Source organism: Bradyrhizobium sp. MOS003 (assembly GCF_003020125.1).
Classification (GTDB): domain Bacteria; phylum Pseudomonadota; class Alphaproteobacteria; order Rhizobiales; family Xanthobacteraceae; genus Bradyrhizobium.
Genome location: NZ_PYFW01000001.1, coordinates 1747904 through 1773299 on the forward strand (window position 1 = coordinate 1747904; position 25396 = coordinate 1773299).

Sequence of the window (25396 nt, forward strand, 5' to 3'; positions counted from 1 at the left end):
TCATGATGAGCGCGAACTATGTCTCGACCCTGATGCTGTCTTCGTCGTTGAGGTCGTCGATCACGAACAACCAGAGCGCGCTGACCAAGGCCTCGAAGGAGGCGACCACCGGCCGTTTCGCGGATGTCGGCCTCGAGCTCGGCACGGGGACGGGCCGCGACGTGGCGCTGCGGGCCGATTTCAACTTCGCCGATCAGCTCGTCGACACCAACGAGCTGGTTGCGGGGCGGCTCGACGTGACCCAGAACCGGATCACGCAGCTCGGCAAGACCGCGTCGGAATTCCTCAAGAACCTGATCGCGGCCCGCGACGCCGAGAGCGGCGCGAAGATCATCATGCCGAGCGCGTCCGCGAACCTTCAGGACGTCATCGGCGCGCTCAACGTTTCCTACAACGGGTCGTATCTGTTCGGCGGGATCAACACGCAGACCGTGCCCATCACGAACTACACGGCCGGCTCGGCCAGCAAGAACCAGGTCGATGCGGACTTCCTGGCATCGTTCGGCTTCTCGCAGTCCGCCCCCGGCGTGACCACGATCACGCCGGCGCAGATGCAGAATTTCCTCGACACTACCTTTGACGCCGAGTTCGCGAGCCCGGCCTGGAACACCAACTGGTCGTCGGCCACGGACCAGACGCTGTCGAGCCGCATCTCCACGACCGAGGTCGTCGACAGCTCGGTCAGTGCCAACCAGCCCGGCTTCCGCAAGCTCGCCGAGGCCTACACCATGCTCACCGATCTCGGCAACACGAGCCTGAGCAAGGACACGTTTCAGGTCATCGTCGACAAGGCGATCGGTCTGGTCAGCGGTGCGATCAACGATCTCGCAGTGCTCGGCGGCACCGTCGGCTCGATCCAGCAACGCGTCACCGGCGCAACCGAGAAGCTGAAGATCCAGAAGGACATCCTCAACGACCAGATCGTCAAGCTGGAGGCGGTCGATCCGACCGAGGCCTCGGTCCGCGTCAACACTCTGCAGACCCAGATCAAGACGGCGCTGGCGCTGACCTCGCAGCTCCAGCAGATCAGCCTCATCAACTATCTCTAGAGCCGAGGCTCGCAGCCTCGTCCTGTTATCCGGTCTCCTGCGCAGAGTGATGCTGATGACGTTTGAAGCCTATGAATCGGTCGTCGACGAGAGCGGTTACGAGGCCCGGGGCCGCGAGCGGCAGGCGCTCAGCCTCGGCATCGACCGGCTCGAGCGGCTTCAGCGAGGCGTGTTCCGCCTCGAGGATCTGGTCGAGAGCCTGCTCTATGTGCGGCGGCTGTGGACGATCTTCATCGAGGATCTCTCGCATCCGGAAAACGGTCTCCCGGACAAGCTGCGCGCCGACATCATCTCGATCGGCTTGTGGGTCGTCAAGGAAGCCGATCGCCTTCGCGAGGAGAGGTCGAACGACGTGATGCAGCTCATCGAGATCAACCGCCTGATCCGAGACGCTCTCTGATGAAGATCTCCTTGCGCGCGGGCGAACGGATCTACATCAACGGCGCGGTGCTGCGCGTGGACCGCAAGGTCTCCGTCGAGCTCGTCAACGACGTGATGTTCCTGCTCGAAGGGCAGGTCATGCAAGCCTCCGACGCCACCACGGCGCTGCGGCAGCTCTACTTCATCGTCCAGCTCATGCTGATGAACCCGACCGATATCCGCGACGCCGCGGCGCTCTATGGACAGCATCACGCGGCGCTGTGCGCCGTGTGCGAGAGCCGCGAGATGCTGGACGGACTGGGCGCTGTCGACGAACTGGTCGGGGCGACCCGCTACTTCGAGGCGCTCAAGCGGATCCGGGCCCTGTTCCCGGTGGAGCAGGCCATCCTGGCCGGTACCATCACCGAGTCCCCATTCCAGGCTGCCTGACAGCGGAGAGGCACATGAACGTCACCAGCGCGACCGACAAATCCAGTTCGACCGGCTCCCCCAATCCGACCGCGAGCAACAGCGTCGACTACAACACGTTTCTTCAGCTTCTCGTCGCCGAGATGAAGAACCAGGATCCGACCAATCCGATGGATACCTCGCAATATATGAGCCAGTTCGCGCAGCTCTCGACGGTCGAGCAGGCCATGCAGACCAATTCGAAGCTGGATGCGCTGCTGTCCTCGCAGTCGTTGTCGCAGGCCAACGGCCTGATCGGCAAGACCGTCAGCTTCACCGACGCCACCGGCGCGAGCTTCAGCGGCAAGGTCGTTTCGGTCTCCATCAACGCCGACGGCTCCATCGCGACCCTCGAGAACGGCACCAAGGTCGCGGTCGGGCCGGGACTCACGATCAGCCAGTCATGAACGAACGGGACGCTCTCGACATCGTCCAGGCGGCGATCTGGACCATCATCGTCGCTTCCGGGCCCGCGGTCGGCGCCGCGATGCTGGTCGGCACCATCATCGCGCTGATCCAGGCCCTGACCCAGATCCAGGAGGTGACGCTGACCTTCGTTCCGAAGATCATCGTCATTCTCGTGGTGGTCGCCATCTCCGGCTCCTTCATCGGCGCGCATCTCTCCACCTTCACCGAGATGGTCTATTCGCATATCGAGCGCGGCTTCTGATCCGCGCGGGACCCGGCACCATCCCCGCGTAAGCTTTGCGGGGCAGATTGGAGGTGGACCCTCTGCCGGTGACCCATGGCCGATACGTTAGCTGCTAGCCTGCCGACCCCACGACGATTGGGGGCCGACGCCTTCTTCGCCGGCGGTATCGTGGCGATGCTCACGATCCTGTTCCTGCCGATCCCGCCGATCCTGATCGATCTCGGCCTTGCGTTCTCGATCGCACTGTCGGCGCTGATCCTGATGGTCGCGCTGTGGATCCAGCGGCCGCTCGACTTCTCGGCCTTCCCGACCGTGCTGCTGATCGCGACGATCCTTCGGCTGGCGCTGAACGTCGCGACCACCCGCCTGATCCTGTCGCGCGGCGGGGAGGGCGAGCAGGCCGCCGGCCACGTCGTCGCCGGCTTCTCAAAATTCGTCATGGGCGGCGACTTCGTCATCGGCCTGATCATCTTCGCCATCCTGGTCACCGTGAATTTCGTCGTGATCACCAAGGGCGCGACGCGTATCGCCGAAGTCGGCGCCCGTTTCACCCTCGACGCCATCCCCGGCAAGCAGATGGCTATCGACGCCGATCTGTCGGCGGGCCTGATCGACGACAAGGAAGCCCAGCGCCGGCGCCGCGAGCTCGAAGAAGAAAGCGCGTTCTTCGGCGCCATGGACGGCGCCTCCAAATTCGTTCGCGGCGATGCCATCGCCGGCCTGATCATCACCGCGATCAACATCTTCGGCGGCATCGTCATCGGCGTCACCCATCACGGGCTGTCGCTCTCGCGCGCCGCGGACGTCTACACCAAGCTCTCCGTGGGAGACGGTCTGGTCACGCAGATGCCGGCGCTGATCGTGTCGCTGTCGGCGGGCCTGCTGGTCTCAAAGGGCGGCACCAGGGGTTCGGCGGAGCAGGCCGTGCTGCGGCAGCTCGGCGGCTATCCGCGCGCTGTGTCGGCGGCGTCGTTGATGATGTTCGTGCTCGCCTTGATGCCGGGGCTGCCGATGGCGCCGTTCGTGCTGCTGGGCGGCGTCATGGCCTTCGTCGGCTACACCTTGCCGAGGCGACAGGCCGCGCGGGAGCGGAAAGAGGATGTGCGCAAGGCCGACGAGCGCGCCCAAGCCGAAGCCAAGGAATCGGTCAAGGACCAGCTCAAGACGGCCGAGATCGAGCTTTCGCTCGGTGGCCATCTTTCGGTCCATCTGCTGGGCTCGCGCACCGAGCTCGCCCACCGCGTCGCCAAGATCCGCAAGAAGTTCGCAAAGCAGTACGGCTTCGTCATTCCCGAGATCAAGCTCAGCGACAATCTGTCGATCGACCCCAAGGGCTACCAGATCCGGATCCACGACACCCGCGTCGCCCACGGCGAGCTCAGGCTCGGCGAGGTGCTGGTGCTGGTCGACAAGGACGGCAAGCCCGACGTGCCCGGCGAAGAGGTGGTCGAACCCGCTTTCGGCATGAAGGCGCTGTGGGTGACGGAAGCCTTCACGGACGAAGTCAAGCGGCAGGGCTGCAAGCCGGTCGACAATCTGTCGGTGCTGCTCACGCATTTGAGTGAAGTGCTCAGAGCGAACCTCGCCCAGCTCCTGTCCTACAAGGACATGCGCGCCCTGCTCGACCGGCTCGATCCCGAGTATAAGCGCCTCGTCGAGGATCTGTGCCCGTCGCAGATCTCCTATTCTGGCCTGCTGGCGATCCTGAAGATCCTGCTGGCCGAGCGCGTCTCCATCCGCAATCTTCACCTCATCCTCGAGGCGATCGCCGAGATCGCGCCTCACGTACGGCGCTCCGAGCAGGTCGCCGAGCACGTGCGGACCCGGCTTGCGCAGCAGATCTGCGGCGACCTCTCCGACAACGGCGTGCTCAACGTCGTCAGGCTCGGCAACCGTTGGGACCTGGCGTTTCACCAGAGCCTGAAGCGCGACGGCAAGGGCGACGTCGTCGAATTCGACGCCGATCCGCGCCTGATCGAGCAGTTCGCGACCGAAGCCAGCGCCGCGATCCGCAAGTTCACCGAGAACGGCACCAGCGTCGTGCTGGCGGTGACGCCGGAAGCGCGGCCCTATGTCCGGATGATCCTGGAGCGGGTGTTTCCGACCCTGCCGATCCTGTCGCATGTCGAGGTCGCCCGCAGCGCCGAGATCAGGGCGCTCGGAGCCGTGTCGTGATCAGCGGCCTTGCCGATAGCGTGCTGGTGACGTTCATCGTGTTCTGCCGCATCGGCGCCTGCCTGATGCTGGTGCCCGGCTTTTCCAGCGTCAACGTTCCGGCCCAGGTCCGCCTGTTCGTGGCGCTCGTCACCACCTTCGCGCTGACGCCGATCCTGATCGCGGTGCTGAAACCTCTCACCGACAACGCCGCGCCGCTGACGCTGGCGCTCCTGATCTGCTCAGAGCTCGTGGTCGGCAGCGTCATCGGGCTCGGCGGACGGGTGTTCTTCCTCGCGCTCCAGACCATGGCGACCGTGATGGCGAGTGCGATCGGGCTCAGCAACATTCCGGGGACGCCGGTCGCCGACAGCGATCCGGCGCCGGCGCTGGTGCCGCTGATCATGGTGTCGGTCACCACGCTGTTCTTCATGACCGACCAGCATTGGCAGGTCCTGCGCGGGCTGATGAATTCCTACGACGTCTGGCGTCCCGGCGACAGGCTCGGCGGTGGCATGGCGCTTGACCTGCTCGTCGGCCGCCTGTCGGAAGCGTTCGTGCTGACGCTGCGGATCGCGAGCCCCTTCATCGTCTATTCGGTGATCGTCAATTTGGCGGTCAGCCTGATCAACAAGCTGACGCCGGCGATCCCGGTCTATTTCATCTCGGTGCCCTTCGTGCTGTTCGGCGGGTTCCTGCTGCTCTACCTCACGAGCGACGAGCTGCTGACGCAATTCATGCTCGGCCTCTCGACCTGGCTGGCGGAGTGACGCCGTGACCATTTCGCGCGCGGACAAGCTCGGCCGGATGGTGTCGCTGGTGAAGCTCCAGCTCCGGCTGTCCGAATGGCAGCTCGCGCAGCTGCGGCAGCAGGACAGAAGCCTGCAGGACGAGCAGGAATGGCTGGTGGGCGCCCTGAACGACGGCAAGCCGCCGGCGGGCTCGTCGAGCGATTCGATCGCGCGGCGCCTGAACAGGACGAGCGTCGGTGCGCGCGCGATTCAGGCGCAGGCCGCTCAGCAGCTCGACCAGATCCGCGCCGAGAGCCGCCGTGTCAAGCAGCTCGAGCAGGTCGCGAAGGCGGCGCTGGCCGACAAGCTCCGTGACGCGGAAAAGCGGTTCCTCGAGGAGATGACGGGAATAAGCCCAGCCGTGCGCGCGTGGACGCCACCGCCAGCCAACCGGAACAAGCCATGATCGTGACCGCAACACCCGATCTCGTTCTCGACGTCCTCGACGCCGCCGATCCCGTGACCCAGCGCGCGGCGACCGCGAAACTCGACGCGTTGAAATCCTCAGGCGCCGATTTCGCCGCCACGATGGACGCGGAGGCCGGCAAGGTGGCGGCTGCTGCCGAGCAGCCCGCGACGAAGGTCTCCGAGGCGCCGTCGGATGCGGTGAACGGGGCGCCGGTGCGGATGATCAAGGCGCCGGCATCCGGCGAGGTGTACCGGAAGTTCGAGGCATTCATCCTCCAGACCTTCGTCGAGACGATGTTGCCGAAGGAATCCGAGCAGATCTTTGGCAAGGGCACGGCCGGCGGCGTCTGGAAGTCGATGCTGGCGGAGCAACTTGGCAGCCAGCTGGCAAAGGGCAACGGCATTGGCATCGCCAAGCAACTGGCGGCCGCGAATGCGGCGGCGCCGAACGGTGGCGCCAAGGCCGGATGATGATCGGCGAACGGGTGACAGAAGTTGAAGGGTGAATTTCCTATGCAGGCACAAGACAGCGCGGCGGCCATGGTGATCCAACAGCCGGTCGCGGACACCGGGGTGACGACGACGGAGGCAGCAGCGGGCGATGCGCTGCTGCCCGTGCTGCTGCCGGTCGTGAGCGACGAGGCCGTGGTCGACGGCGCGGATGCGGCGAGATCGGATGAAGTGCGCGGCCTGCTGTCGGCGATCCGCCGGCTCGAGAGCATCGTCGAGGAGGAGACGGTCGCGCTCGCGACGCGCCAGAAGATCGACTTCGACGATTTCAGCGCGCGGAAGAGCCGCAGCATGCTCGAATTCATCCGCCTGATGCGGGCGCGAATGCATCTCGGCGGCGACGTCGAGGTCACCGAGGAAATCCAGCGGCTGCGCGAGAAGCTGGAGCGGAATCGCTCGATCCTCGAAATGCACTACGACGCGGTGCGCGAGATCGCGAGCGTCATCGTCAAGGCGATCAAGGAAGCCGAGTCCGACGGCACCTATACCGGTCGTGCGGCGCAGGACGGAACATGATCAGACTGGTGCTGGCCGGGCTTTGGGTATGCATCCTCACCGCGGGCACGAGCTATGGCGTGGCCTATTGGAAGGAAATCGGCAGCCTGCTGCCGGCGAAGGACGAATATCTCGACGGCCTGCAATACCAGAAGACGCGGGCGTTGAGCGTGCCCATGGTCGAGAACGGCAACGTGCAGGGCTATATCGTCGCGCGCTTCGTCTACACCGTGGAGGCGCGGACCCTGCATCAGCTCAACGTTCCGCCGGAGCCGTTCGTCGTCGACGAGGCCTTCCGCAGGATCTATGCCGACGAGCGTCTCGATTTCAGGAAGCTCGCTCGTTACGACCTCTCCATCCTGACGACCGCCATCAAGCAGCGCGTCAACGAGCGGATGCAGGCTGAAGTCGTCCAGGACGTCCTGGTCGAGGACTTCAATTACGTCTCCAAGGAAGAATTCCAGCAGAAGCCGTAGCTCCTTTCTGCTGCCATCCTTCGAGACGCCGCTATGCGGCTCCTCAGGATGAGGACGGAATGGGCGGCTCTAGTTTCAGGCGCACCGGGGACCGATTAGCCTCATCCTGAGGAAGCGCGTCAGCGCCGTCTCGAAGGACGAGGCGTGCGCTTTGCTCGCCGCCGCCAAACGCGAAACGGCCTCCGCGAAGGTGCTTCGCAGAGGCCGTTGTCGATTTCGCCGCAGGCTTGTCAGTTTCCGGCCGGGTAGGCCGCCGGGACGGCATGCGCCCTGTTGAGGAGGATGCCGACCTCGTCGAGCTCCTGCATCGGCACGTCGAGGGTCTCGCCGGCGGGGATGTCGAGGCGGTATCCGACGTAACGCCGGGCCACGATCGCGTCGAAGCCGAGGCGGTCGCGGAGCTTCTTGCGCAGCTTGCTGACGTGGCTCTCGATCACGCTCTCGTCGAAGGTGGACTCGAAGATGCCGTAGACCGCGTTGAAGATCTGCGTCTTGGTGATCCACTTGCCGTGATTGCTGACCATATATTCGAGAATGCGCAGTTCGCGGCGGGGCAGGGTGAGGGCGTGTCCCGCGATCTCGGGGTCACGGCCGTTGAAGAAGACCTGGATCCTGCTCTCGCAGGGCCTCGGCAATTCGCCCACCCGGCGGCGCGCGATCGCGGCCGTTCGGGCCAGGATCTCGCGCAGGTGGATCGGCACGTGCACGACGTCGTCGACGCCCGATTCGAACAGCTCCAGCGTGTTCTTGAGCATCCTCTGGCCGCTCATGGCGATGATGGGCGCGGAGGAACGCTTGCGCATCGCCCTCGGCAGGCTTCCCCGGGCATCGCAGTCCCCGAGGAGGAAGGCGTCCACCGCTGCCAGATCCGATTCACTCGCGGATTGCAGCCAGTCCCAGAATTCCCCGGAGGAGAAGCCGATCGACGATACGCCTTCGCGAACGAGCCCTCCGACATAGCTGTTCGCGACGCTCTCGCGATCATCAACGATAATATACATCAGTCTTTCGCCCCTGTTTCGCACCTGTCGCGGCCGGATGGTTGTTATGATGCCCGGCTCGGCAACGATGCTGTTTGACGACATTCCTTCCCGCGAACCGTTGTTATGGTTTCGATATTCGCGGGCAGCCCTACGCATTCAGTGCCTGCGTCTCGCAGGCCTGGTACTTCAACTCGATACTGAACGCTTACTGCGTGAGGCCCGGCGGGTGTCTTACGGATCACCTCGCGGAGCGGATTGAGAAACGACCTAGAACGGTTGCGCCAAGTTGCTCATCGCGTCCGAACGCTACTGAATCTCTGTCGATCTCCTCGCCAACTGGCGAGAATCACTTGAGTAGGACCGTAACAATTGCCGATTTCCGATCAAGCGTGCGTAACAAAGCGTTTGCTACGTGTGCTTGATGCTGTTGGTTTGTTTCTGGTTGTTTCTTGATATATTCAATCGCATCAGTTGCTTCGGAAACCAAACTAGTTTTGCACCCCGCGGTTCTAAGGTTCCGCATCCCCGTACAATTACAGCTATTTTAGGTGGTGCTGGGGATCAGGCATCTCAGGCGGTTTTCAACCCGGGATTGACTCGCGTGCGCGGTTTTCCACATGCGACAATTCGACTCACGTGTGGCGGCGAGACTCCAGCTTGGCGAAATCTTGGCGAGTGTGTGTCTTTCGAGTCGCACTCTCGCCACGTGCATGACGCGGTTGACTGATGTGACGTCGCATCGCGCGCGATGAAAGATTTTCGATGCGCACGTTTCAGGCAAGCTTGGGCACATAACGTCCGTTCGATAGATCGAACCGAACGGAGCATTCTCACATGTTGTCCGATGGACAAGCTCGTCCCAGCGCGACCGCTGATGTTTCCGCAACGGCGAAGCCGGCTCCCGAAGCACGCGAGACAAAGGACGATACGGCGCGAGCGACCAAGCCTGCTGCGGGCGCAAAGCGTGTGTCGGCCGCGGCGAGCGACGAAGTTCTCGCGAAGGAGGCACTCGAGGGGCTGAAACGCATTCGCGCCAAGGCGCGTCTCGACAAGATGGCGATCCCCAAGCCGGCGCCGACCGTGATCAAGCCGGCCATGATCGTCGCCAAGCCCCCGCCGCCCCGTCCGACATGGGTTGTGCCGCTCGCAACATTGGCGGTCGCCGCCATGTTGGTGGTTTGCGCCTGCACCGGGGTGATCGCCTATCTCACCACGCAGCCCGCTCAGAACAACGTTGCAGCCAATACGGAGATCAGGAATCTGCGCGAGACCGTCGCGCATCTGCGCAAGCAGGTGTCGGGCGTGTCGGAAAATCTCGACGGCCTGCGCACCGCGGTGGATCAATCGAGCAAGGCGACCAATGACCGTTTCGGCAGGTTTGCCGAGAATTTGGATCGTATCGAGCGAGTGAGCTCGTCCTCGACGGTGAAGCTCGACAAGCTGGCTCAAGCGCAGGTTCAGGCTCCGGCGCCGGCCATGGTCCAATCGCAGCCCGCGCCACAGCAAGGGGCGATGGTGGCCTCGGTGGCGGCGCCCGAGTTCACGGGTTCGGTGTCTCCATCCGAGCGCGCGCCGGCGCCGCGCAAGGTGATCAAGGGTTGGTCGGTCCGCCAGGCCTATGAAGGCATTGCGATCCTGCAGGGTCCGAACGGCGTCATCGAGGCGGTGCTGGGACAGCAGGTGCCCGGCCTTGGCCGCATCGAGGAGATCAGGAGCGAGAACGGGCGCCTGGTGGTGGAGGCGAGCGGCGGCGTCATCTATTCGTCACGCAAGGCAGCGCCCTGATCGATGGCTGTCCTCTATTGGCGGTGATGCTCGAAGCTGGTGCATAGCAAATCGACCTCCGATTCAGCGATCGGCGAGCGAAACAGGCGGCAACTGAACTCGGCCGCTGCCTTGCTGTCGGTGGCGGTGCGCTCCTCCCGGAGGAAGATGCATCGCTTGCAGACGTCGGTGTGGTGCCGCTGCTCGGCCGCGTCCGACTGATCCAGCACGTGACGGAACGTGTCGCGGAAGCGGACCTTGACCTCATCGTCGAGGACGTCGATCGCCTCGACCAGGACGTTGACGGGATCGCGCACCAGGAATTTCTTGCCCTGCTGCGTCACACTCAGCATCACCGAGCGCTTGTCGGTGGCCGAGCGTTTTCGCTCGATATAGCCCAGCCGCTCGAGCTCCCCGATGATGAACGAGGCGGTCCCGCGCGTGGTGCCGACGTAGCTCGCGAGCGCCGAAGGCGTCCGGGAAAAGCGGTTGGCGCGGGAGAGGAAGCGCAGCGCCATCCACTCGCGGTCGCGCAAGCCGTGCTTGGTGCCTTCAAACCACAGGATTCGTGCAACCTGTTCCAGCAGTTCAATCGATTCGCGAGCCAAATTCATTTCAATTCCAGATCGGATAAACTTTATTCAATTGAGCCTTCGGGTGCGCAATCTGTGTGGACGAGAATGAAGTTCTCGCATGCCCCTTCGTCCGTTGCGGGATGGCGGAGCGCGCGTGGGAAGAAGCTCTCTGTTGCGGAGATGGAACTTCCGGCCGTGGAACTACGGCGTCACGAAGAAAGTTCGAGTAAATCGCGCGGCTCAAGTCCTCTGAAAATTTCAATCAAAATCACGACGGCTTGCGCCCGATCGACGATGATATGCGGTGTGCGAGCAACATGATGTGTCGTTGCGACCGCTGTGGTATCCATTTGTTGCGGGTGAGCGTGTCGAACGTGCATCACCTGCAGCACCTGGCGGTGCGGCCGGCCGGGAGAGAACCCTGTTTTTTCGGTTAATGGATGTTGCAATGCGGTGCAGCTAGACGGTTAAGTCCGGCACGCCAGCGATCCGAATGCCAGAAGTGTTGTTGGGCATCGCGCAAGCAGCGCCGGCAACGTCAAAGTGCGGCAATGGCCGCCACCGTCGCCTCCTGCGTCCCGCAGTCGCCGGACTTTGTCGCGATGGGCCTGAAGGCCGAGGCGCGCCGCTGAAGCAATGGCGGGACCCGGGCCGAAAGCGCGCGCTCGCAGGCTGGTGATTTGCGTTTCGCCGGCGATTATTGGCGAATGCGTCGCCCCGGGGAGGGCACCATGCGCAGCAGGAAGGATAGATTGATGAGCTTCGAAACCACCATGACTTCGGACGTCGTCGGGCTGACGAAAATCGCCCCGGTCTCGCGCCGCGGTTTCATGAGTGCCACCGCGGCCGTCGCCGCCGGCTACACGCTTGCGGCCGGGCCCGTGCGCGCCGAGGTGATCGCGACCGACACCAATGGCCTGCAGGCCGGCGACGCCAGGATCAAGGTCGGCTCCGAAGAGATGCCCGCCTATTTTGCCCGTCCCGCCGGCAACACCAAGGCGCCGGTGATCATCGTGGCGATGGAGATTTTCGGGCTGCATGAGTACATCAAGGACGTGACGCGGCGCCTCGCAAAGCTCGGCGCGTTCGCCGTCGCGCCCGACTATTATTTCCGCAAGGGCGTCGACCTCACCAAGATCACCGACATCAAGGACCTCTTGCCGGTCGTCAATGCCAAGCCGGACGCCGAGCTGTTGTCCGATCTCGACGCCACGGCGGCGTGGGCGGGATCGCAGGGCGGCGACGCCGCCAGGCTCGGCATCATCGGCTTCTGCCGTGGCGGCCGCACGGTCTGGGAATATGCCGCCCACAGCGGTACGCTCAAGGCCGGCGTGGCGTTCTACGGGACGGTGGTCGACCCCGCCAATCCGCTCTGGCCGAAGAGCCCGATGCAGCTCGCGCCCGAAATGAAAGCGCCGGTGCTCGGCCTCTATGGCGGTGCCGATACCGGCATTCCCGTCGCACAGGTCGAGCAGATGAAGGCCGCGCTGGCCGAGAACAAGAAGACGGCCGAATTCAAGATCTATCCGGAGGCGCCGCACGGTTTCCATGCCGACTACCGCGGCAGCTACCGCAAGGACGCCGCGGAAGATGCCTGGAAGCAGGCCGAGGCGTGGTTCAAGAAGTACGGCGTCCTGAGCTGACGCCTGGACAAGCAAAAGGGCGGCCTGATCGGCCGCTCTTTCTCTTTTGGGTCAAGCCCGTCTCACTTGGTCATCGCGCCGTAGACGATGTCCTGGACCTGCTCGCGATGATACTTTCTGAGCTCGCCGGGCGCGGCCGTTCCCACGACGACCACGAGACGCTCCTTCGGATCGCAGAAGAACTGGGTTCCGTAGGCGCCGTTCCAGGTGAACTCGCCGGGATTGCCGGGGACCGACGACAGGCCCTCACTGGTCCGAACCGCGACTGAAAGGCCGAAGCCGAAGCCGGCGCGATGCGGCTCGACATTGGCCACGTTGTTCTTGATCTCGGGGCCGAGATGGTTGGTCGTCATGTGATGCACGGTCTTCGGACCGAGGATGCGCTGGCCGTCGAGCTCGCCGCCGTTGAGCAGCATCTGTCCGAAGCGGATGTAGTCGCCGACCGTCGCGAACGAGCACGCGCCGCCGCAATCGAACTTGGTCGGGGTGTCCAGCAGCTTGATTGCCTGCGGCTTGCCGGTCAGCGGATCCTTGGCGAACGGACGGGCGAGGCGAGGGCGCTGCGCGTCGGTCGGGTGGAAGGTCGCATCCTTCATGCCGAGCGGCTGCCAGACATTGGCGGCCAGATATTCGCCGAGCTTCTGCTCGCTCACCTTCTCGACGACGGCGCCGAGCACGTCGATCGAAAAGCCGTATTCGAACTCGGTCGAGGGTTGATGCGCCAGCGGCAGCTTGGTGATGCGGTCGATGAAGGTCTGGGTATCACCCTCGATCGCCGGCGCTGTGCCATCAGGGTATTGCCGTGCCACCGGGCTCGATGAATCCGGGCGACCGCCATACATCAATCCGGAGGTGTGCCGGTAGAGATCGTGGATGAAGATCGGCGTGGCCTGCGGCTCCAGCTTGAGCGAACCATTGGCCTCGGTCACACCGACCTTCATATCGGCAAAGCCGGGATAGTAATTTGACAGCTTGGCCTGGAGCGGCAGCCGTCCCTGCTCCATCAGTGTCAGGCCCGCGACCGCCGCCATCGGCTTGGTCATCGAGGCCAGCGCGAAGATCGCATCGACCGGCATCTGCGTGCCCTTGTCGGGATCAAGCATGCCGTAGGCCTTGTAGTGCACGAGCTTTCCGTCGCGTGCGACGGCGACGACCGCACCGGGGACGCGCTTGGCGGCGATCTCGCGGGCGAAGAAATTGTCGAGGCGCGCAAGGCCCTGACTGGAGAAACCGACGTCGTCGGGTTTGGCTTCGGGCAGCGGCGCGGCGTTGGCCGTGCCGAATGTGATGACGGCCGCCGCCGCCGCGATCACAGCGATCGTCTTGTTCATGATGTCCTCCCCCGCGAGCTCGTTGTGAGAGTGGCTCGCTGGACCTAGATCACGACTGCACCGGCGCGAAGTCAAGCGCGGGCGCGGCATGTCTGGGACGCGTCGGAGATGCCGGAACCTATCGTGCTTCGCCTGCGCGCCACAGCGCATCGAGCCCGTGCCGATAGGTCGGGTGAAGGAGTGCGACGCCGAGCTCGCGCTTCAGTTTCGCATTGGAAACGCGGGCGCTGCTGGAATAGAAGCTGCGCGCCATCGCCGACATCTCGGCCGTCGCGAAATCCTCTTCGAGCGGCGGCGCAACGCCCATCAGCTCAGCCGCATAGGCGATCACATCCTGCGGCGGCGCCGGCTCGTCGTCGCAGACGTTCCAGATGCCGCCGCTTCCGTGTTGAATGGCGGCCATGATCGCGCCCGCGATATCGTCGACATGGATGCGGTTGAAGACCTGGCCGGGCTTGATGATGCGCCGGGCCGTTCCCGCCCGCAGCGTCGCCAGCGCGTTGCGGCCGGGGCCGTAGATGCCGGCAAGCCGCAGGATCGCGGGATCGCCAATGTCCATCCAGGCCTGCTCGGCGGTAATCCGCATGCGGGCGCGGTCGAGGGTCGACTGCGGCGGGGTGCTCTCGTCGACCCAGCCGCCGTCGTGGTCGCCGTAGACGCCGATGGTCGAGAGATAGACGATCTTGCGGCGGCCCGCCGCCAGCACGTCGCCGAACGCCGCGATGGCGGGATCGCCGCCGCTGCCGGGCGGAATCGACACCAGAAGCACGTCGGCGTCACGAACCTGTTCGGCCGTATCGCGTGCGGGGGATCCGCCGGAAAAGGCGTGCATCTCGATGCCGGTGAGGTCATCCCGCTTTGCGGGATCGCGCACGGTGCCGGCGATATGCGAGAAGCTGCCGCCGAACCGGCGGACAAAGTGCCGGGCGCTGTAGCCGAGGCCGAGGATGAAGAGCCGCATGCGTCTCCCGCGCAGGTCGAAGTTCCCGCGCGAGCTGCGCGTCCTTTGCTCATAAGAGATTTTTGGGTCCGGCAAAAGATATTGCGATTTGTCTCGCCTCCTGCCCCGGGCGATGTTTGGCTGTCACAGGGAGGCACCGATCATGCAAGCGGAGGCGCTCGCCTTGGCGCCGGCGGACGAACTGATCCGGCGCGCCGCCGCGCTGATCTTCGACGTCGACGGCACGCTGGCCGAGACCGAGGAGCTGCATCGGCAGGCCTTCAACCATGCCTTCGCCCGCCACGGTCTCGACTGGCAGTGGGACCGCGCCCTCTACAAGGACCTGCTGCGGATAACCGGCGGCAAGGAGCGCATGCGCGCCTATCACGCAAGGCTCGGAATCGCCCCGCCGCTGTCGGACGCGGACATCACGGAACTTCACCGCATCAAGACCGCGCATTACGCCGGGTTGATCGAGACCGGCTGCTGCCCCCTCAGGCCGGGCGTGATCGAGGTGCTCGATGCGGCGAAGGCGCGCGGCCAGCGGCTTGCGATTGCGACCACGACCTCGCACGGCAATATCGATGCGCTGTTGTCGCAGGCGCTGGGGCCGGGCTGGGCTACAGGGTTCGACGCCATCGTCGCTGGCGACGACGTCAGGCACAAGAAACCCGCGCCGGACGTCTACGTCGAAACGCTGGCTCGGCTGAAGCTGGGCGCGGCTGACTGCCTCGCCATCGAGGATTCCGCCAATGGGCTGATTGCGGCCTCGCGCGCCGGCATTCCGGTGCTGATCACCCGCAGCATGTTCTTTGCGGATGACGATTTTTCCGCGGCGGGGTGCGTGCTGGACGACTTGTCGGAACTTGCCGCCAACCCAAAAGTGGCAAAACAACCCCATGCACAGTAGATCACGCCGGCCTGTCAGCGGCGGTCAGTGCACCCGGTGGCTCGCTCTATCGTCCTCAGCCTGCTCGACAATCTGCGCGATCGGGCTCGACTGGTGGTGCACCAGGCGCCACTCGTCGCCGACGCGGCGGAAATGGTTCGCGGCGGCCAGAGCGGTGCCGTCGACGATCTCGATGCAGAGCACGCGGGCGCTATCGCCGTCGACGATGACCTGCGGCTCGGCGCAGAGGATCTGAGGACGCTCCGGGTTCTGCAGGATGTCACGCCAGCTTCCGATCACGGTGGCGCGGCCGATGATGGCCGGCCAACCGGGATGGATGCAGGAAATGGCGTCGTCGGCCGCCCACATCCGTTCCATGCCGTCGAAATCGCCGGTCGAAAACGCGGCGTAAAAGGCCGCGTTTGCGGCGATGATCTTGCTGTCCTTTGCCATCGCTCTCGGGTGGGGCAAGGACAGGCAAAAATCAAGCGCGACTTCCGTTCGACTTTGTGTCCGATTTGGACCGCAGTGCAGCATTGCCTGATTAATGTTCAGGCCGAGACCAGCGTCTCAACGGCCCGCCGCGCACCATCCCGGTAGAGACAGGCGAGCGCCGTGGTCACGGCCTCGCGCAGGCGCGGCTCCGACCCGAGCGGTCCGAATACCGTCTGAACCCCGAGCAACGCGGGCGCGAGCCGCTCCGCAACGGGCCCGGCCTCGCGCGCCAGCGCGGCAAACTCGGCGGCAAGGGGATCGCGCACGTCGATGGCGCGGCCCTGCTCGTCGAGGCCGCTGACATAGCGCATCCAGCCGGCCACCGCGAGTGCATGCGTCGCGATCGGCAGGCCCCTGGCGAGGCGGTCCTGCATTGCGCCGAGCAGGCGCTGCGGCAGCTTTTGCGAGCCGTCCATCGCGATCTGCCAGGTGCGGTGATGCAGCGCCGGATTGGCGAAGCGCTCGAGCAGCGAGGCGCGATAGGCGGCGAGGTCCGTACCTGCCGGCATCGTCAGCGTCACTGCGGCATCTTCCATCACCTGTGCGGCGAGACGCGCGAAGTGCGGATCCCGCATGGTGTCGGCAATGGTCTCGTAGCCCGAGAGGTAACCGAGATAGGCCAACGCGGAATGGCTGGCGTTGAGCAGCCGCAGCTTCATCAGCTCGAACGGCTTGACGTCGGTGACGAGCTCGACACCGGCGGCGGCGAGATCCGGCCGGCCTGCGGTGAAGCGATCCTCCACCACCCATTGCGTGAATGGCTCGGTCATCACAGGCCAGGCGTCGCGCGAGCCCAGCGCGTTGGCGACCGCATCGCGATCGCCATCCGTCGTCTCCGGCACGATGCGGTCGACCATTGTGGAAGGGAAGGCTGCATTGTCCGCGATCCACTTGCCGAGGTCCCTGGAGCGGAGCGCGGCGAATTGAGTCACGATGCGCTGCACGGTGTGGCCGTTGGCGGCCAGGTTGTCGCAGCACATCACGGTGAAGGGCAGGGCGCCCATCGCGCGCCGCCGCGCCAGCGCCGCGACGATGAAGCCGGGCGCCGAGCGCGGCGCGTCGAAATTGTTGAGGTCGTGCACCACGTCAGGATGCCGCTCGTCGAGATCGCCGGTCTGCGGCGTGTGGCAATAGCCCTTCTCGGTCACGGTGAGCGAGACGATGCGAATGGCGGGATCCGCCATCCGCTCGACCAGCGCTGCCGGGTTTTCGCGCGCGACGACGCTGTCGAGCAGCGCGCCGATCACGCGGTGCTCGGTGCCCTCGGCCGCACGCACGGCAACCGTGTAGAGGTGATCCTGTGGGGCGAGCGCGTCGCGCGTATCCGGGCTGCGCAGGCTGGCGCCGACGATGCCCCAGGATGCGGCGCCTGCCGCGAGGCAATCGTCGATGACGACGGCCTGATGCGCGCGATGAAACGCGCCGAGGCCGAGATGCACCATGCCGGGCGTGACGCGCGAACGGTCGTAGGCCGGGCGGCGGACGCTGCGTGGCAGCCGGTCGAGAGTGGCAAGGCCAAGGCGCGTTGAACTTGGGCCCATGGACGTCTCCCCTTGTTTTGCGGCTGCTTGACATGGCGCTCCTCCTCGGTCAATGCTCCGGTCAATTGGTAAGACCAATTTTCCAAAAATTGGCGGGCCGCCGGCATTCGAGTGCCCGGCGTGACCCTTTCGGGAGGACCAGCGTGCCGCTGGAAGCTGTGGAGGCGAGACGGCTTTATCGCCAGGTCGCCGATCAATTGCGAAGCCTGATCGACAGCGGCGAGTACGCGGTCGGCAGCCGCTTGCCGACCGAGCGCGAGCTTGCCGAGCAGCTGAAGATCTCGCGGCCGACGGTGCGCGAAGCCCTGATCGCGCTCGAGGTCGAGGGCCGCCTGCGCATTCGCGTCGGCTCCGGCATCTATGTAATCGAGCCCGCCGCTCCGGCAATGGCCGTGCCTGCCGCCGCTGTCATTGAAGGCCCGTTCGAGCTGCTGCGCGCCCGCGAATTCCTCGAAAGCGCCATTGCCGAGCAGGCCGCGCGCGTTGCGACCAAAGACGATATCGCCCGCATCGACGCTTCGCTGCTCGCAATGGAGAATGTCGCGCATCCCGGCGAAGCCTCGATGGTGCACGACCGCGCGTTCCACGTCGCGATCGCGGGAAGCCTCGGCAATGCCGTGCTGGTGCGGGTGGTCGGCGAGCTGTTCGACCAGCGCCTCAATCCCTATTTCGCGCAGCTTGCGCATTATTTCGAAAGTCCGGGCACCTGGCGCACCGCGCTCGATGAGCATCGCGCCGTGCGCGAGGCGATCGCGGCGCACGATCCGCAAGCCGCGCGCGAGGCGATGCGCGCCCATCTGGTGCGGTCGCAGGAGCGCTTCGCGCAGAATTTCGGCGCCGAGACAGCAGCGATATCGTCTTCGGGGCGGAGCCGGCCGGCGCGCGCGCCGGCCAAGCCATCGAAGGCGAAACCGGCGTCGAAGAAGAAGCGGGCCAGGAGCGGCAGCGCGCGGCGGCGATGAGATTGTACGGCCCGCTTCCAGTCGGGGCGGGTGAACAAGAAGCAGACTTGAACGATGGAGGAAAAGTCGATGTTGAAGAAAACGACGATTGCCGCGGTGATGTCCGCCGCCGCGCTGTTGGCCGCCACCCAGGCCGCCATGGCGCAGACCAAGCTCAAATGGGCTCATGTTTACGAGACCTCGGAGCCGTTCCACACCGCCTCGGTGTGGGCCGCGCAGGAGATCGGCAAGCGCACCAACGGGCGCTATGCGATCGACGTCTATCCGGCTTCGCAGCTCGGCAAGGAAGCCGACATCAACCAGGGCCTGTCGCTCGGCTCGGTCGACATCATCATCTCCGGCTCGAGCTTCGCGGCCAAGAGCTTCCCGCCGATCGGCGTGACCTATTATCCCTACACCTTCCGCGATGCCGACCATCTGCTCGCCTACACCAAGAGCGACATCTTCAAGGAACTCGCCAAGGGTTATGAGGACAAGAGCGGCCACCACATCGTCGCGGTGACCTATTACGGCGTGCGCCAGACCTCGTCGAACAAGCCGATCAAGACCTGCGCCGACATGAAGGGCCTGAAGATCCGCGTGCCCGACGTTCCGGCCTATCTCGCGATGCCGCGCGCCTGCGGCGCCAACACCGCGCCGATCGCCTTCGCCGAAGTCTATCTCGCGCTCCAGAACGGCACCGTCGAGGCGCAGGAGAACCCGCTGACCACGATCGAGGCCAAGAAGTTCTACGAGGTGCAGAAGCACATCGTGCTGACCGGCCACATCGTCGATCACCTCAACACGGTGGTGGCGGGCGCGCTGTGGAAGAAGCTCAGCGACGAGGACAAGAAGATCTTCACCGACGTGGCGCAGGAAGCCGCCGCCAAGGCCACGGGCGAGATCAAGCAGAACGAGGCCAAGCTGGTCGCCTTCTTCAAGGAGAAGGGCCTGAGCGTGACCGAGGTCGACAAGAACGAGTTCCGCGACACCGTGCTGAAGAACGTCGCGTTCGAGACCTTCGGTTATCGCAAGGCCGACTGGGAAAAGATCCAGGCGGTGAAGTGACTGACGCTTGCTCCGCTATCAGATCCTCATGGTGAGGAGCGCGGAACGCGCTCCAGACGATGCTTCGCATCGCCGGGCGAACCATGAAGGCCCCTATGTCGCCCGGGGCCATCCTTCGAGACGCTTGCTTCGCAAGCTCCTCAGGATGAGAAGCGGAGCAAGTCTGACGCAGTCGAATTTTCTTTGGGTTCCGGGTCTGGCGCTACGCATCATCCCGGAACGACGTGTTTGCTAAGGAGTCCCCCATGTCCACCGCCGAACTACACCGGCAGATCACCGCGGACGAGATCGCCCATACCTTCGAGGAGGAGGCGACGCCGAAGGTCGACCTCGGCATCTACGCGTTCGAGGACTGGGTGGCGCTTGCGATCTTCTGGGTGATGGCGCTCGCCGTCTTCCTCCAGTTCTTCACCCGCTACGTGCTCAACGACAGCTACGCCTGGACCGAGGAGATCGCGACCTATTGCCTGATCGGCGTGGTGTTCATCGGCGCCTCGATGTGCGTGCGGCTGTCGCGACACATCCAGGTCGATCTCCTCTACCGCTATCTGCCCCAACCCGTGGGGCGCGTGCTGTCGACATTGATCGACCTGATCCGGATTGCCTTCTTCGGCTACGCCGTCAAGCTGGTCTGGGTCTACATCCAGATCATCGGCGACGAGCAGATGACGACGATCAATTTTCCCAAGAACTACGTCTATTACGCCGTGCTGTTCGGCTTCGTGCTGATGTTCCTGCGTTCGTTGCAGGCAGCGCTGCAACACTGGCGGCAAGGCTACTCGGTCCTCGAACGACCCGGCGCCTACGACGGATCGGAGATTTGACATCATGCTGCTGTTGCTCGGAGGCTTCCTCGTCCTGATGCTGCTCGGCGTTCCCGTGGCGATCGCCATGGCCGCGTCGTCGCTGCTCTACATCCTGGTCAGCGGCGTGACGCCCGACGTCACGCTGGCGCAGCGCATGATCGCCGGCGTGGAGAGTTTTCCTTTGCTTGCCGTGCCGTTCTTCATCCTGGCCGGCAATCTCATGAACATTGCTGGCGTCACCGGGCGGATCTACAAATTCGCCGTCGCGCTGGTCGGGTGGATGCGCGGCGGCCTCGGCCACGTCAACATCATCGGCTCGGTGATCTTCTCCGGCATGTCCGGCACCGCGATCGCGGACGCCGCCGGCCTCGGCACCATCGAGATCAAGGCGATGAAGGACCACGGCTATTCCACCGAGTTCTCGGTCGGGGTCACCGCGGCCTCGGCGACGCTCGGGCCGATCATCCCGCCGTCGCTGCCCTTCGTGATCTACGGCATGATGGCGAATGTCTCGATCGGCGCGCTGTTTCTGGGCGGCGTCATTCCGGGCATCGTGCTGACGCTGTTCATGATGGCGACCGTCACCTACTTCGCGCACAAGAACAAATGGGGCAGCGACACGCCGTTCTCCTGGCCGCAGCTCGGCTCGGCCGGGCTCGAGATCCTGGTCGTGCTGTCCTTCCCGATGGCGATCTGGCTGATGGTGCTGGCCGGCCTCTCGGTCAACGTCGCCGTCGTGATTGGCCTCGGCACGTTGCTGGTGATCGACTGGTATTTCGACTTCTCCGCGGTGATGGCGCTGATGGCGCCGGTGATCCTGATCGGCGGCATGACGCTGGGCTGGTTCACGCCGACGGAAGCCGCGGTTGCCGCGGTGATCTGGTCGCTGTTCCTCGGCCTCGTCCGCTACCGCACCATGACGCTGCAGACCGTCGCCAAGGCGACGTTCGACACCATCGAGACCACGGCCTCGGTGCTGTTCATCGTAACCGCGGCCTCGATCTTTGCCTGGCTGCTGACTGTGTCGCAGGCGGCGCAGACGCTGTCGGACTGGATGCTCAGCGTCACCCAAAACAAATGGGTGTTCCTGGCGCTCGCCAACGTGCTGATCCTGTTCGTCGGCTGCTTCATCGACACCACGGCGGCGATCACCATCCTGGTGCCGATCCTGCTGCCGATCGTGCTCAAGCTCGGCATCGATCCGATTCATTTCGGCCTGATCATGACGCTGAACCTGATGATCGGCCTGCTGCATCCGCCGCTCGGCATGGTGCTGTTCGTGCTCGCGCGTGTCGCAAAACTCTCGGTCGAGCGCACCACGGTCGCGATCCTGCCCTGGCTGGTGCCGCTGATGCTGGCGCTGATCGCGATCACCTACATTCCCGAACTGACCCTCTGGCTGCCAAAATACATGGGACTCTCCAAATGACCTCCACAGCTCTCGCCGCCACCCTGTTCGGGCCCGAAGATCTGCGCATGGTCGAGCATCCGCTCGATAAGCTTGGTCAGGGCATGGTGCGCATCCGCTTCGGCGCCGGCGGCATCTGCGGCTCGGACATGCATTACTTCCGCCACGCCCGGACCGGCGATTTCGTGGTGAAGTGGCCGCTGGTGCTCGGACATGAGATCTCGGGCGAGGTCGTGGAAATTTCGGGCGCTGCCGCCAATCTGAAAGTCGGCGACCGGGTCGCCGTCAATCCGTCGCGCTGGTGCGGTCATTGCGTCGCCTGCCGCGAGGGCCGGCCGAACCTGTGCGAGAACATCTACTTCATGGGCTCGGCCTCGAAGACGCCGCACATGCAGGGCGGCTTTGCCAATTACTTCGATGCTATCCCCGCGCAGTGCGTGAAGATCCCGGATCACGTCTCCTACCAGGCCGCGGCGCTGGCCGAGCCGCTGGCGGTCTGCCTGCACGCGGTCGCGCGCGCCGGCAACATCGAGGGCAAGCGCGGCATCATCTTCGGCGCCGGCCCGATCGGGCTTTTGACCATGCTCGCCGCGCGGCGCGCCGGCATGGCCGACATCACGGTCGCCGACATCGCGCCGGCACCGCTGGCGTTTGCGACCCGGCTCGGCGCCTCCCATGTCGAGAACGTCTCGGCCGGCGAAGAGGGGCTGAAGGCGCAGGCGGCGACGCGCCCTTACGACGTCGCGTTCGAGGTCTCGGGCACGGCGGCCGGCCTTGCCAGCGCCATCGGAATCGTCAGGCGGGGCGGCGTGGTGGTGCAGATCGGCAATCTGCCGGGCGGCCAGATCCCGACGCCGTCGAATGCGGTGATGGCCAAGGAGATCGACCTGCGCGGCTCGTTCCGCTTCGGCTTCGAATTCGCGACGGCCGTGGAGTTGATCGCCAACGGCAGCGTCGACGTGTTGTCGCTGGTCACGGCCGAGCGTCCGCTGTCGACCGCGCCGGACGCGCTGCGGCTGGCGCTCGACCGCTCGCAGAGCGTCAAGGTCGTGCTGACCGCGAATTGAAGGGAGAGATCCATGATGCTGGAGGGATGGCGCTGGTACGGTCCCGACGATCCGGTCTCGCTCGACGACGTCAGGCAGGCCGGCGCGACCGACATTGTCTCGGCGCTACATCAGGTGCCGATCGGCGAAGCCTGGACGCGCAAGGCGGTCGAGGAGCGCAAGAACTTCATCGAGAACGGCCAGCCCGGCCGCTCGCAGCTGACCTGGTCGGTGGTGGAATCGATTCCGATCCCCGACGACGTCAAGCGGCTCGGCGGCAAGGCGACCAGGTCGATCGAGGCCTGGATCGCGAGCCTCGAAGCCGTCGCGGCTTCCGGCATCAAGATCATCTGCTACAATTTCATGCCGGTGGTGGACTGGTGCCGCACCGATCTTGAATGGGAGCTGCCGAACGGCGCCCGCGCCATGCGCTTCGACCAGGACCGCTTTGCGGCCTTCGAGCTGCATATCCTGAAGCGCCCGGCGGCAGCTCAGGAATACTCGCCCGAGCAGCAGGCCCGCGCCAAGGCGCTATTCGAGCAGATGAGCCAGGCCGATATCGACTATCTCGTCATGGTCATTGCCAGTGCGCTGCCGGGCTCGACCACCGAGCCGATGACCATCCCGCAATTCCGCGACCGACTCGAAACCTATCGCGACATCACGCGAAATATCCTGCGGCAGCATCTCGCCGAATTCCTCGCGCGCGTGACGCCGGTGGCCGAGCAGCTCGGGGTGTCCTTGACCCTGCATCCGGACGATCCGCCGCGTCCCCTGTTCGGTCTGCCCCGCATTGCCTCCTCGGCGGACGATTATCAGGCGCTGTTCGACGCCGTGCCGTCCAAGGCCAACGGCATATGCCTGTGCACGGGCTCGCTCGGCGTGCGCGCCGAAAACAATCTGCCCGAAATGGCCGAACGCTTCGGCCCCCGCATCGCGTTCGCCCATCTGCGCGCGACCAAGCGCGAGGCCGACGGGCTGTCGTTCTACGAATCCGATCATCTCGACGGCGACGTCGACATGGTCGCGGTGCTCAAGGCGTTGCTGAAGGAGAACGCGCGGCGGGCGCCCGACAAGCAGATCGTCTTCCGTCCCGACCACGGCCACCGCATGCTCGACGACCTCGCCGCGACCAAGCGCACCAACCCCGGCTACACCGCGATCGGCCGCCTCCGCGGCCTCGCCGAGCTCCGCGGCGCGATTCGCGCGATCGAGCATCGGTAGGGGGGCACTGCTCCATCCATATCGTCATTGCGAGCGCAGCGAAGCAATCCAGGGTCTTTCCGCGGAGGGATTCTGGATTGCTTCGCTGCGCTCGCAATGACGTGGAGGAAAAGGGCCATCACGCGAAGGCCGCCGCTCGGTGACCGACCGCCCTCGATTCAGAGATGCCCAATCGAGAAATCGGCGGCCGCCTCGGCGTGAATGGCCGTGGTGTCGAAGGTCTCGACGGAGGTGTCGTCAGGGCCGACCAGCATCGTGATCTCGGTGCAGCCGAGGATGATGCACTCCGCGCCGGAGGCGACCAGCGCCGCCATCACCTCCCGATAGCGGCGGCGGGAAGGATCGGCGACAACGCCAAGACAAAGCTCGTCGTAGATGATGCGGTTCACGTCGGCGCGCGCCTCGGTGGGAGGAACCAGCACGTCGAGATCATGCGCACGCAGCCGGTCGATGTAGAAGTCCTCCTCCATCGTGAATTTGGTGCCGAGCAGCCCGACCCGCCGGTACCCTTTCGCCCGGATCCGCTGCGCCGTCGCGTCGCCAAGGTGGATGAACGGCACGGTCACGCTGGCGATGATGTCGGGTGCCAATTTGTGCATCGTGTTCGTGCACAGCACGATCGCCCGTGCGCCGGCGCTTTCGAGACGGCGCGCGACCTCCGCCAGGCTGGCTGCCGCCTCGCTCCAGCGGCCGGCATACTGCATCTGCTTGATTTCCTCGAAATCGTAGGAATACAGCAACAGCGGGGCAGAGTGCAGCTTACCCATGCGATCGCGGACCCGCTCGTTGATCAGCTTGTAATAAAGCGCCGTGCTCTCCCAGCTCATGCCCCCGATCAGGCCGATGGTTTGCATTCCGGTGTCCTCGACGATGTGTTTGACGCATCGTAGACCAAAACGACCAGGCTCAATAGCGAGGCCCTCATGCGCGCAGCGCAGCCGGCGCCGCTTAATCGGCATCTCCCACCGTCCCGGATGGCGCTGGCGCTCCATCCGGCCTGGGCCATCGCGGCTGTGTCGCCCGCTGTCAATCCACGCGTGCGAAAATATTCCACTTTACCGAAATTTGGTTTCGGCGTATGTGTCGGCCATCCTGATCCGGCGAAAGGGGCGGTCGTACGTCGTCACGAGCCGCGGATCGGGGAGCGGTGGACGCGGCAGCGTCGTGCACGAGAGGTGGGAGCAGGGCGGGATGAACCCCGTGAGCTCCAGGCTTCGTGCGGACGAACGGCGCTTGAAGCGTACGCCAAATCGCGTGGTCCCGGCTGTCGTTGCTACAGCCAAGCCTTGCGGAGGTGCGCCAAGCCCAACCGGGCAACGCGCGCCGTCAATTCGCGGGGTGACGGAGGCAAGCAGGAATTCGTCTCCGGGGAGAGCGCG

General features: G+C 64.8%; 27 protein-coding genes. 20 read left to right on the plus strand and 7 right to left on the minus strand.

The window, feature by feature from the left end; all coding sequences use genetic code 11:
• Positions 1–2 precede the first annotated feature (2 nt).
• The 11 genes from C7G42_RS08470 (at position 3) to C7G42_RS08520 (ending at position 7363) form a co-directional block, all read left to right on the plus strand.
• Complete coding sequence (locus tag C7G42_RS08470; RefSeq protein WP_106948472.1) at positions 3–1049, plus strand: flagellar hook-associated family protein; 1047 nt, start codon at positions 3–5, stop codon at positions 1047–1049.
• Positions 1050–1104: 55 nt separating this feature from the next.
• Entirely contained in the window at positions 1105–1449 is a 345-nt protein-coding gene (flaF, locus tag C7G42_RS08475) for a flagellar biosynthesis regulator FlaF (protein WP_162308721.1), read from the plus strand.
• Positions 1449–1859, plus strand: a complete 411-nt coding sequence (gene flbT, locus C7G42_RS08480; protein ID WP_106948473.1) for a flagellar biosynthesis repressor FlbT — start codon at positions 1449–1451, stop codon at positions 1857–1859. Before flaF ends, flbT begins: the two co-directional genes overlap by 1 nt.
• 14 nt (positions 1860–1873) lie before the next feature.
• The gene (gene flgD / locus C7G42_RS08485) at positions 1874–2284 is read left to right on the plus strand and encodes a flagellar hook assembly protein FlgD (protein WP_094893655.1); all 411 of its coding nucleotides are present in this window, start codon (positions 1874–1876) and stop codon (positions 2282–2284) included.
• Entirely contained in the window at positions 2281–2547 is a 267-nt protein-coding gene (gene fliQ, locus C7G42_RS08490) for a flagellar biosynthesis protein FliQ (RefSeq protein WP_008130649.1), read from the plus strand. Before flgD ends, fliQ begins: the two co-directional genes overlap by 4 nt.
• 75 nt (positions 2548–2622) lie before the next feature.
• Positions 2623–4704: a flagellar biosynthesis protein FlhA gene (flhA, locus tag C7G42_RS08495; protein ID WP_106948474.1), complete on the plus strand. Its 2082-nt coding sequence runs from the start codon at positions 2623–2625 to the stop codon at positions 4702–4704.
• Entirely contained in the window at positions 4701–5453 is a 753-nt protein-coding gene (gene fliR, locus C7G42_RS08500; protein WP_106948475.1) for a flagellar biosynthesis protein FliR, read from the plus strand. Before flhA ends, fliR begins: the two co-directional genes overlap by 4 nt.
• A 37-nt stretch (positions 5454–5490) precedes the next feature.
• A complete protein-coding gene (locus C7G42_RS08505) occupies positions 5491–5880 on the plus strand; it encodes a hypothetical protein (RefSeq protein WP_106948905.1) in 390 nt (129 codons plus the stop codon).
• On the plus strand, positions 5877–6353 hold the full coding sequence (locus tag C7G42_RS08510) for a rod-binding protein (RefSeq protein WP_199580706.1): 477 nt from the start codon (positions 5877–5879) through the stop codon (positions 6351–6353). The genes C7G42_RS08505 and C7G42_RS08510 overlap by 4 nt, the downstream gene beginning before the upstream one ends.
• 42 nt (positions 6354–6395) lie before the next feature.
• Positions 6396–6908, plus strand: coding sequence for a flagellar biosynthesis protein FlgN (locus C7G42_RS08515; protein ID WP_106948477.1), 513 nt, complete (start codon positions 6396–6398; stop codon positions 6906–6908).
• Positions 6905–7363: a hypothetical protein gene (locus C7G42_RS08520; protein ID WP_106948478.1), complete on the plus strand. Its 459-nt coding sequence runs from the start codon at positions 6905–6907 to the stop codon at positions 7361–7363. The genes C7G42_RS08515 and C7G42_RS08520 overlap by 4 nt, the downstream gene beginning before the upstream one ends.
• Positions 7364–7593: 230 nt before the next feature.
• On the opposite strand, the gene C7G42_RS08525 is transcribed toward C7G42_RS08520, so the two are convergent.
• Positions 7594–8364 (minus strand): response regulator transcription factor, encoded by a 771-nt coding sequence (locus tag C7G42_RS08525; RefSeq protein ID WP_199580708.1) that lies wholly within the window; start codon positions 8362–8364, stop codon positions 7594–7596.
• Positions 8365–9180: 816 nt separating this feature from the next.
• On the opposite strand from C7G42_RS08525, the gene C7G42_RS08535 reads away from it, so the two are divergent.
• Positions 9181–10131, plus strand: coding sequence for a hypothetical protein (locus tag C7G42_RS08535; protein WP_106948480.1), 951 nt, complete (start codon positions 9181–9183; stop codon positions 10129–10131).
• 14 nt (positions 10132–10145) lie between these two features.
• Here the strand turns inward: C7G42_RS08535 and C7G42_RS08540 are convergent, their stop codons facing one another.
• Complete coding sequence (locus tag C7G42_RS08540; RefSeq protein WP_106948481.1) at positions 10146–10724, minus strand: MarR family winged helix-turn-helix transcriptional regulator; 579 nt, start codon at positions 10722–10724, stop codon at positions 10146–10148.
• A 716-nt stretch (positions 10725–11440) separates the two neighbouring features.
• On the opposite strand from C7G42_RS08540, the gene C7G42_RS08545 reads away from it, so the two are divergent.
• Positions 11441–12328 (plus strand): dienelactone hydrolase family protein, encoded by an 888-nt coding sequence (locus C7G42_RS08545; protein ID WP_106948482.1) that lies wholly within the window; start codon positions 11441–11443, stop codon positions 12326–12328.
• 62 nt (positions 12329–12390) lie between these two features.
• Here C7G42_RS08545 and C7G42_RS08550 read toward each other — a convergent pair whose 3' ends face one another.
• The gene (locus C7G42_RS08550; protein ID WP_106948483.1) at positions 12391–13659 is read right to left on the minus strand and encodes a serine hydrolase domain-containing protein; all 1269 of its coding nucleotides are present in this window, start codon (positions 13657–13659) and stop codon (positions 12391–12393) included.
• A 118-nt stretch (positions 13660–13777) separates the two neighbouring features.
• The gene (locus C7G42_RS08555) at positions 13778–14620 is read right to left on the minus strand and encodes an SDR family oxidoreductase (protein WP_106948484.1); all 843 of its coding nucleotides are present in this window, start codon (positions 14618–14620) and stop codon (positions 13778–13780) included.
• 142 nt (positions 14621–14762) lie between these two features.
• Here C7G42_RS08555 and C7G42_RS08560 point away from each other — a divergent pair, with 142 nt between their 5' ends.
• Entirely contained in the window at positions 14763–15509 is a 747-nt protein-coding gene (locus C7G42_RS08560) for an HAD family hydrolase (RefSeq protein ID WP_106948906.1), read from the plus strand.
• Positions 15510–15533: 24 nt separating this feature from the next.
• On the opposite strand, the gene C7G42_RS08565 is transcribed toward C7G42_RS08560, so the two are convergent.
• A complete protein-coding gene (locus tag C7G42_RS08565) occupies positions 15534–15941 on the minus strand; it encodes a nuclear transport factor 2 family protein (RefSeq protein ID WP_106948485.1) in 408 nt (135 codons plus the stop codon).
• A gap of 98 nt (positions 15942–16039) precedes the next feature.
• On the minus strand, positions 16040–17524 hold the full coding sequence (locus tag C7G42_RS08570) for a mannitol dehydrogenase family protein (RefSeq protein WP_106948486.1): 1485 nt from the start codon (positions 17522–17524) through the stop codon (positions 16040–16042).
• Between the two features lie 143 nt (positions 17525–17667).
• Between C7G42_RS08570 and C7G42_RS08575 the strand changes: the two genes are divergently transcribed.
• The 6 genes from C7G42_RS08575 to uxuA all read left to right on the plus strand — a co-directional run bounded on the left by C7G42_RS08575 (position 17668) and on the right by uxuA (position 24017).
• Positions 17668–18486 carry a FadR/GntR family transcriptional regulator gene (locus C7G42_RS08575; protein ID WP_106948487.1) on the plus strand — a complete coding sequence of 273 codons (819 nt, stop codon included), beginning with the start codon at positions 17668–17670 and terminating at the stop codon, positions 18484–18486.
• A 69-nt stretch (positions 18487–18555) separates the two neighbouring features.
• Positions 18556–19533: a sialic acid TRAP transporter substrate-binding protein SiaP gene (locus C7G42_RS08580; protein ID WP_199580710.1), complete on the plus strand. Its 978-nt coding sequence runs from the start codon at positions 18556–18558 to the stop codon at positions 19531–19533.
• Positions 19534–19778: 245 nt separating this feature from the next.
• Positions 19779–20357 carry a TRAP transporter small permease gene (locus C7G42_RS08585; protein ID WP_106948489.1) on the plus strand — a complete coding sequence of 193 codons (579 nt, stop codon included), beginning with the start codon at positions 19779–19781 and terminating at the stop codon, positions 20355–20357.
• Positions 20358–20361: 4 nt separating this feature from the next.
• The gene (locus C7G42_RS08590) at positions 20362–21768 is read left to right on the plus strand and encodes a TRAP transporter large permease (protein WP_106948490.1); all 1407 of its coding nucleotides are present in this window, start codon (positions 20362–20364) and stop codon (positions 21766–21768) included.
• Positions 21765–22814: an L-idonate 5-dehydrogenase gene (locus tag C7G42_RS08595; protein WP_106948491.1), complete on the plus strand. Its 1050-nt coding sequence runs from the start codon at positions 21765–21767 to the stop codon at positions 22812–22814. The genes C7G42_RS08590 and C7G42_RS08595 overlap by 4 nt, the downstream gene beginning before the upstream one ends.
• A 12-nt stretch (positions 22815–22826) precedes the next feature.
• Positions 22827–24017 carry a mannonate dehydratase gene (gene uxuA, locus C7G42_RS08600; protein WP_106948492.1) on the plus strand — a complete coding sequence of 397 codons (1191 nt, stop codon included), beginning with the start codon at positions 22827–22829 and terminating at the stop codon, positions 24015–24017.
• Between the two features lie 158 nt (positions 24018–24175).
• Here uxuA and C7G42_RS08605 read toward each other — a convergent pair whose 3' ends face one another.
• Positions 24176–24871, minus strand: coding sequence for an aspartate/glutamate racemase family protein (locus C7G42_RS08605; RefSeq protein ID WP_106948493.1), 696 nt, complete (start codon positions 24869–24871; stop codon positions 24176–24178).
• Between the last annotated feature and the right edge of the window lie 525 nt (positions 24872–25396).

Excerpts from the sequence above, each read along its gene's own strand:
- C7G42_RS08470 (WP_106948472.1), top strand. The coding sequence starts at position 3 with ATGATGAGCGCGAACTATGTCTCGACCCTGATGCTGTCTTCGTCGTTG.
- flaF (WP_162308721.1), top strand. The coding sequence starts at position 1,105 with ATGACGTTTGAAGCCTATGAATCGGTCGTCGACGAGAGCGGTTACGAG.
- flbT (WP_106948473.1), top strand. The coding sequence starts at position 1,449 with ATGAAGATCTCCTTGCGCGCGGGCGAACGGATCTACATCAACGGCGCG.
- flgD (WP_094893655.1), top strand. The coding sequence starts at position 1,874 with ATGAACGTCACCAGCGCGACCGACAAATCCAGTTCGACCGGCTCCCCC.
- fliQ (WP_008130649.1), top strand. The coding sequence starts at position 2,281 with ATGAACGAACGGGACGCTCTCGACATCGTCCAGGCGGCGATCTGGACC.
- flhA (WP_106948474.1), top strand. The coding sequence starts at position 2,623 with ATGGCCGATACGTTAGCTGCTAGCCTGCCGACCCCACGACGATTGGGG.
- C7G42_RS08505 (WP_106948905.1), top strand. The coding sequence starts at position 5,491 with ATGGTGTCGCTGGTGAAGCTCCAGCTCCGGCTGTCCGAATGGCAGCTC.
- C7G42_RS08510 (WP_199580706.1), top strand. The coding sequence starts at position 5,877 with ATGATCGTGACCGCAACACCCGATCTCGTTCTCGACGTCCTCGACGCC.
- C7G42_RS08515 (WP_106948477.1), top strand. The coding sequence starts at position 6,396 with ATGCAGGCACAAGACAGCGCGGCGGCCATGGTGATCCAACAGCCGGTC.
- C7G42_RS08520 (WP_106948478.1), top strand. The coding sequence starts at position 6,905 with ATGATCAGACTGGTGCTGGCCGGGCTTTGGGTATGCATCCTCACCGCG.
- C7G42_RS08525 (WP_199580708.1), bottom strand. The coding sequence starts at position 8,364 with ATGTATATTATCGTTGATGATCGCGAGAGCGTCGCGAACAGCTATGTC.
- C7G42_RS08535 (WP_106948480.1), top strand. The coding sequence starts at position 9,181 with ATGTTGTCCGATGGACAAGCTCGTCCCAGCGCGACCGCTGATGTTTCC.
- C7G42_RS08540 (WP_106948481.1), bottom strand. The coding sequence starts at position 10,724 with ATGAATTTGGCTCGCGAATCGATTGAACTGCTGGAACAGGTTGCACGA.
- C7G42_RS08545 (WP_106948482.1), top strand. The coding sequence starts at position 11,441 with ATGAGCTTCGAAACCACCATGACTTCGGACGTCGTCGGGCTGACGAAA.
- C7G42_RS08550 (WP_106948483.1), bottom strand. The coding sequence starts at position 13,659 with ATGAACAAGACGATCGCTGTGATCGCGGCGGCGGCGGCCGTCATCACA.
- C7G42_RS08555 (WP_106948484.1), bottom strand. The coding sequence starts at position 14,620 with ATGCGGCTCTTCATCCTCGGCCTCGGCTACAGCGCCCGGCACTTTGTC.
- C7G42_RS08560 (WP_106948906.1), top strand. The coding sequence starts at position 14,763 with ATGCAAGCGGAGGCGCTCGCCTTGGCGCCGGCGGACGAACTGATCCGG.
- C7G42_RS08565 (WP_106948485.1), bottom strand. The coding sequence starts at position 15,941 with ATGGCAAAGGACAGCAAGATCATCGCCGCAAACGCGGCCTTTTACGCC.
- C7G42_RS08570 (WP_106948486.1), bottom strand. The coding sequence starts at position 17,524 with ATGGGCCCAAGTTCAACGCGCCTTGGCCTTGCCACTCTCGACCGGCTG.
- C7G42_RS08580 (WP_199580710.1), top strand. The coding sequence starts at position 18,556 with ATGTTGAAGAAAACGACGATTGCCGCGGTGATGTCCGCCGCCGCGCTG.
- C7G42_RS08585 (WP_106948489.1), top strand. The coding sequence starts at position 19,779 with ATGTCCACCGCCGAACTACACCGGCAGATCACCGCGGACGAGATCGCC.
- C7G42_RS08590 (WP_106948490.1), top strand. The coding sequence starts at position 20,362 with ATGCTGCTGTTGCTCGGAGGCTTCCTCGTCCTGATGCTGCTCGGCGTT.
- C7G42_RS08595 (WP_106948491.1), top strand. The coding sequence starts at position 21,765 with ATGACCTCCACAGCTCTCGCCGCCACCCTGTTCGGGCCCGAAGATCTG.
- uxuA (WP_106948492.1), top strand. The coding sequence starts at position 22,827 with ATGATGCTGGAGGGATGGCGCTGGTACGGTCCCGACGATCCGGTCTCG.
- C7G42_RS08605 (WP_106948493.1), bottom strand. The coding sequence starts at position 24,871 with ATGCAAACCATCGGCCTGATCGGGGGCATGAGCTGGGAGAGCACGGCG.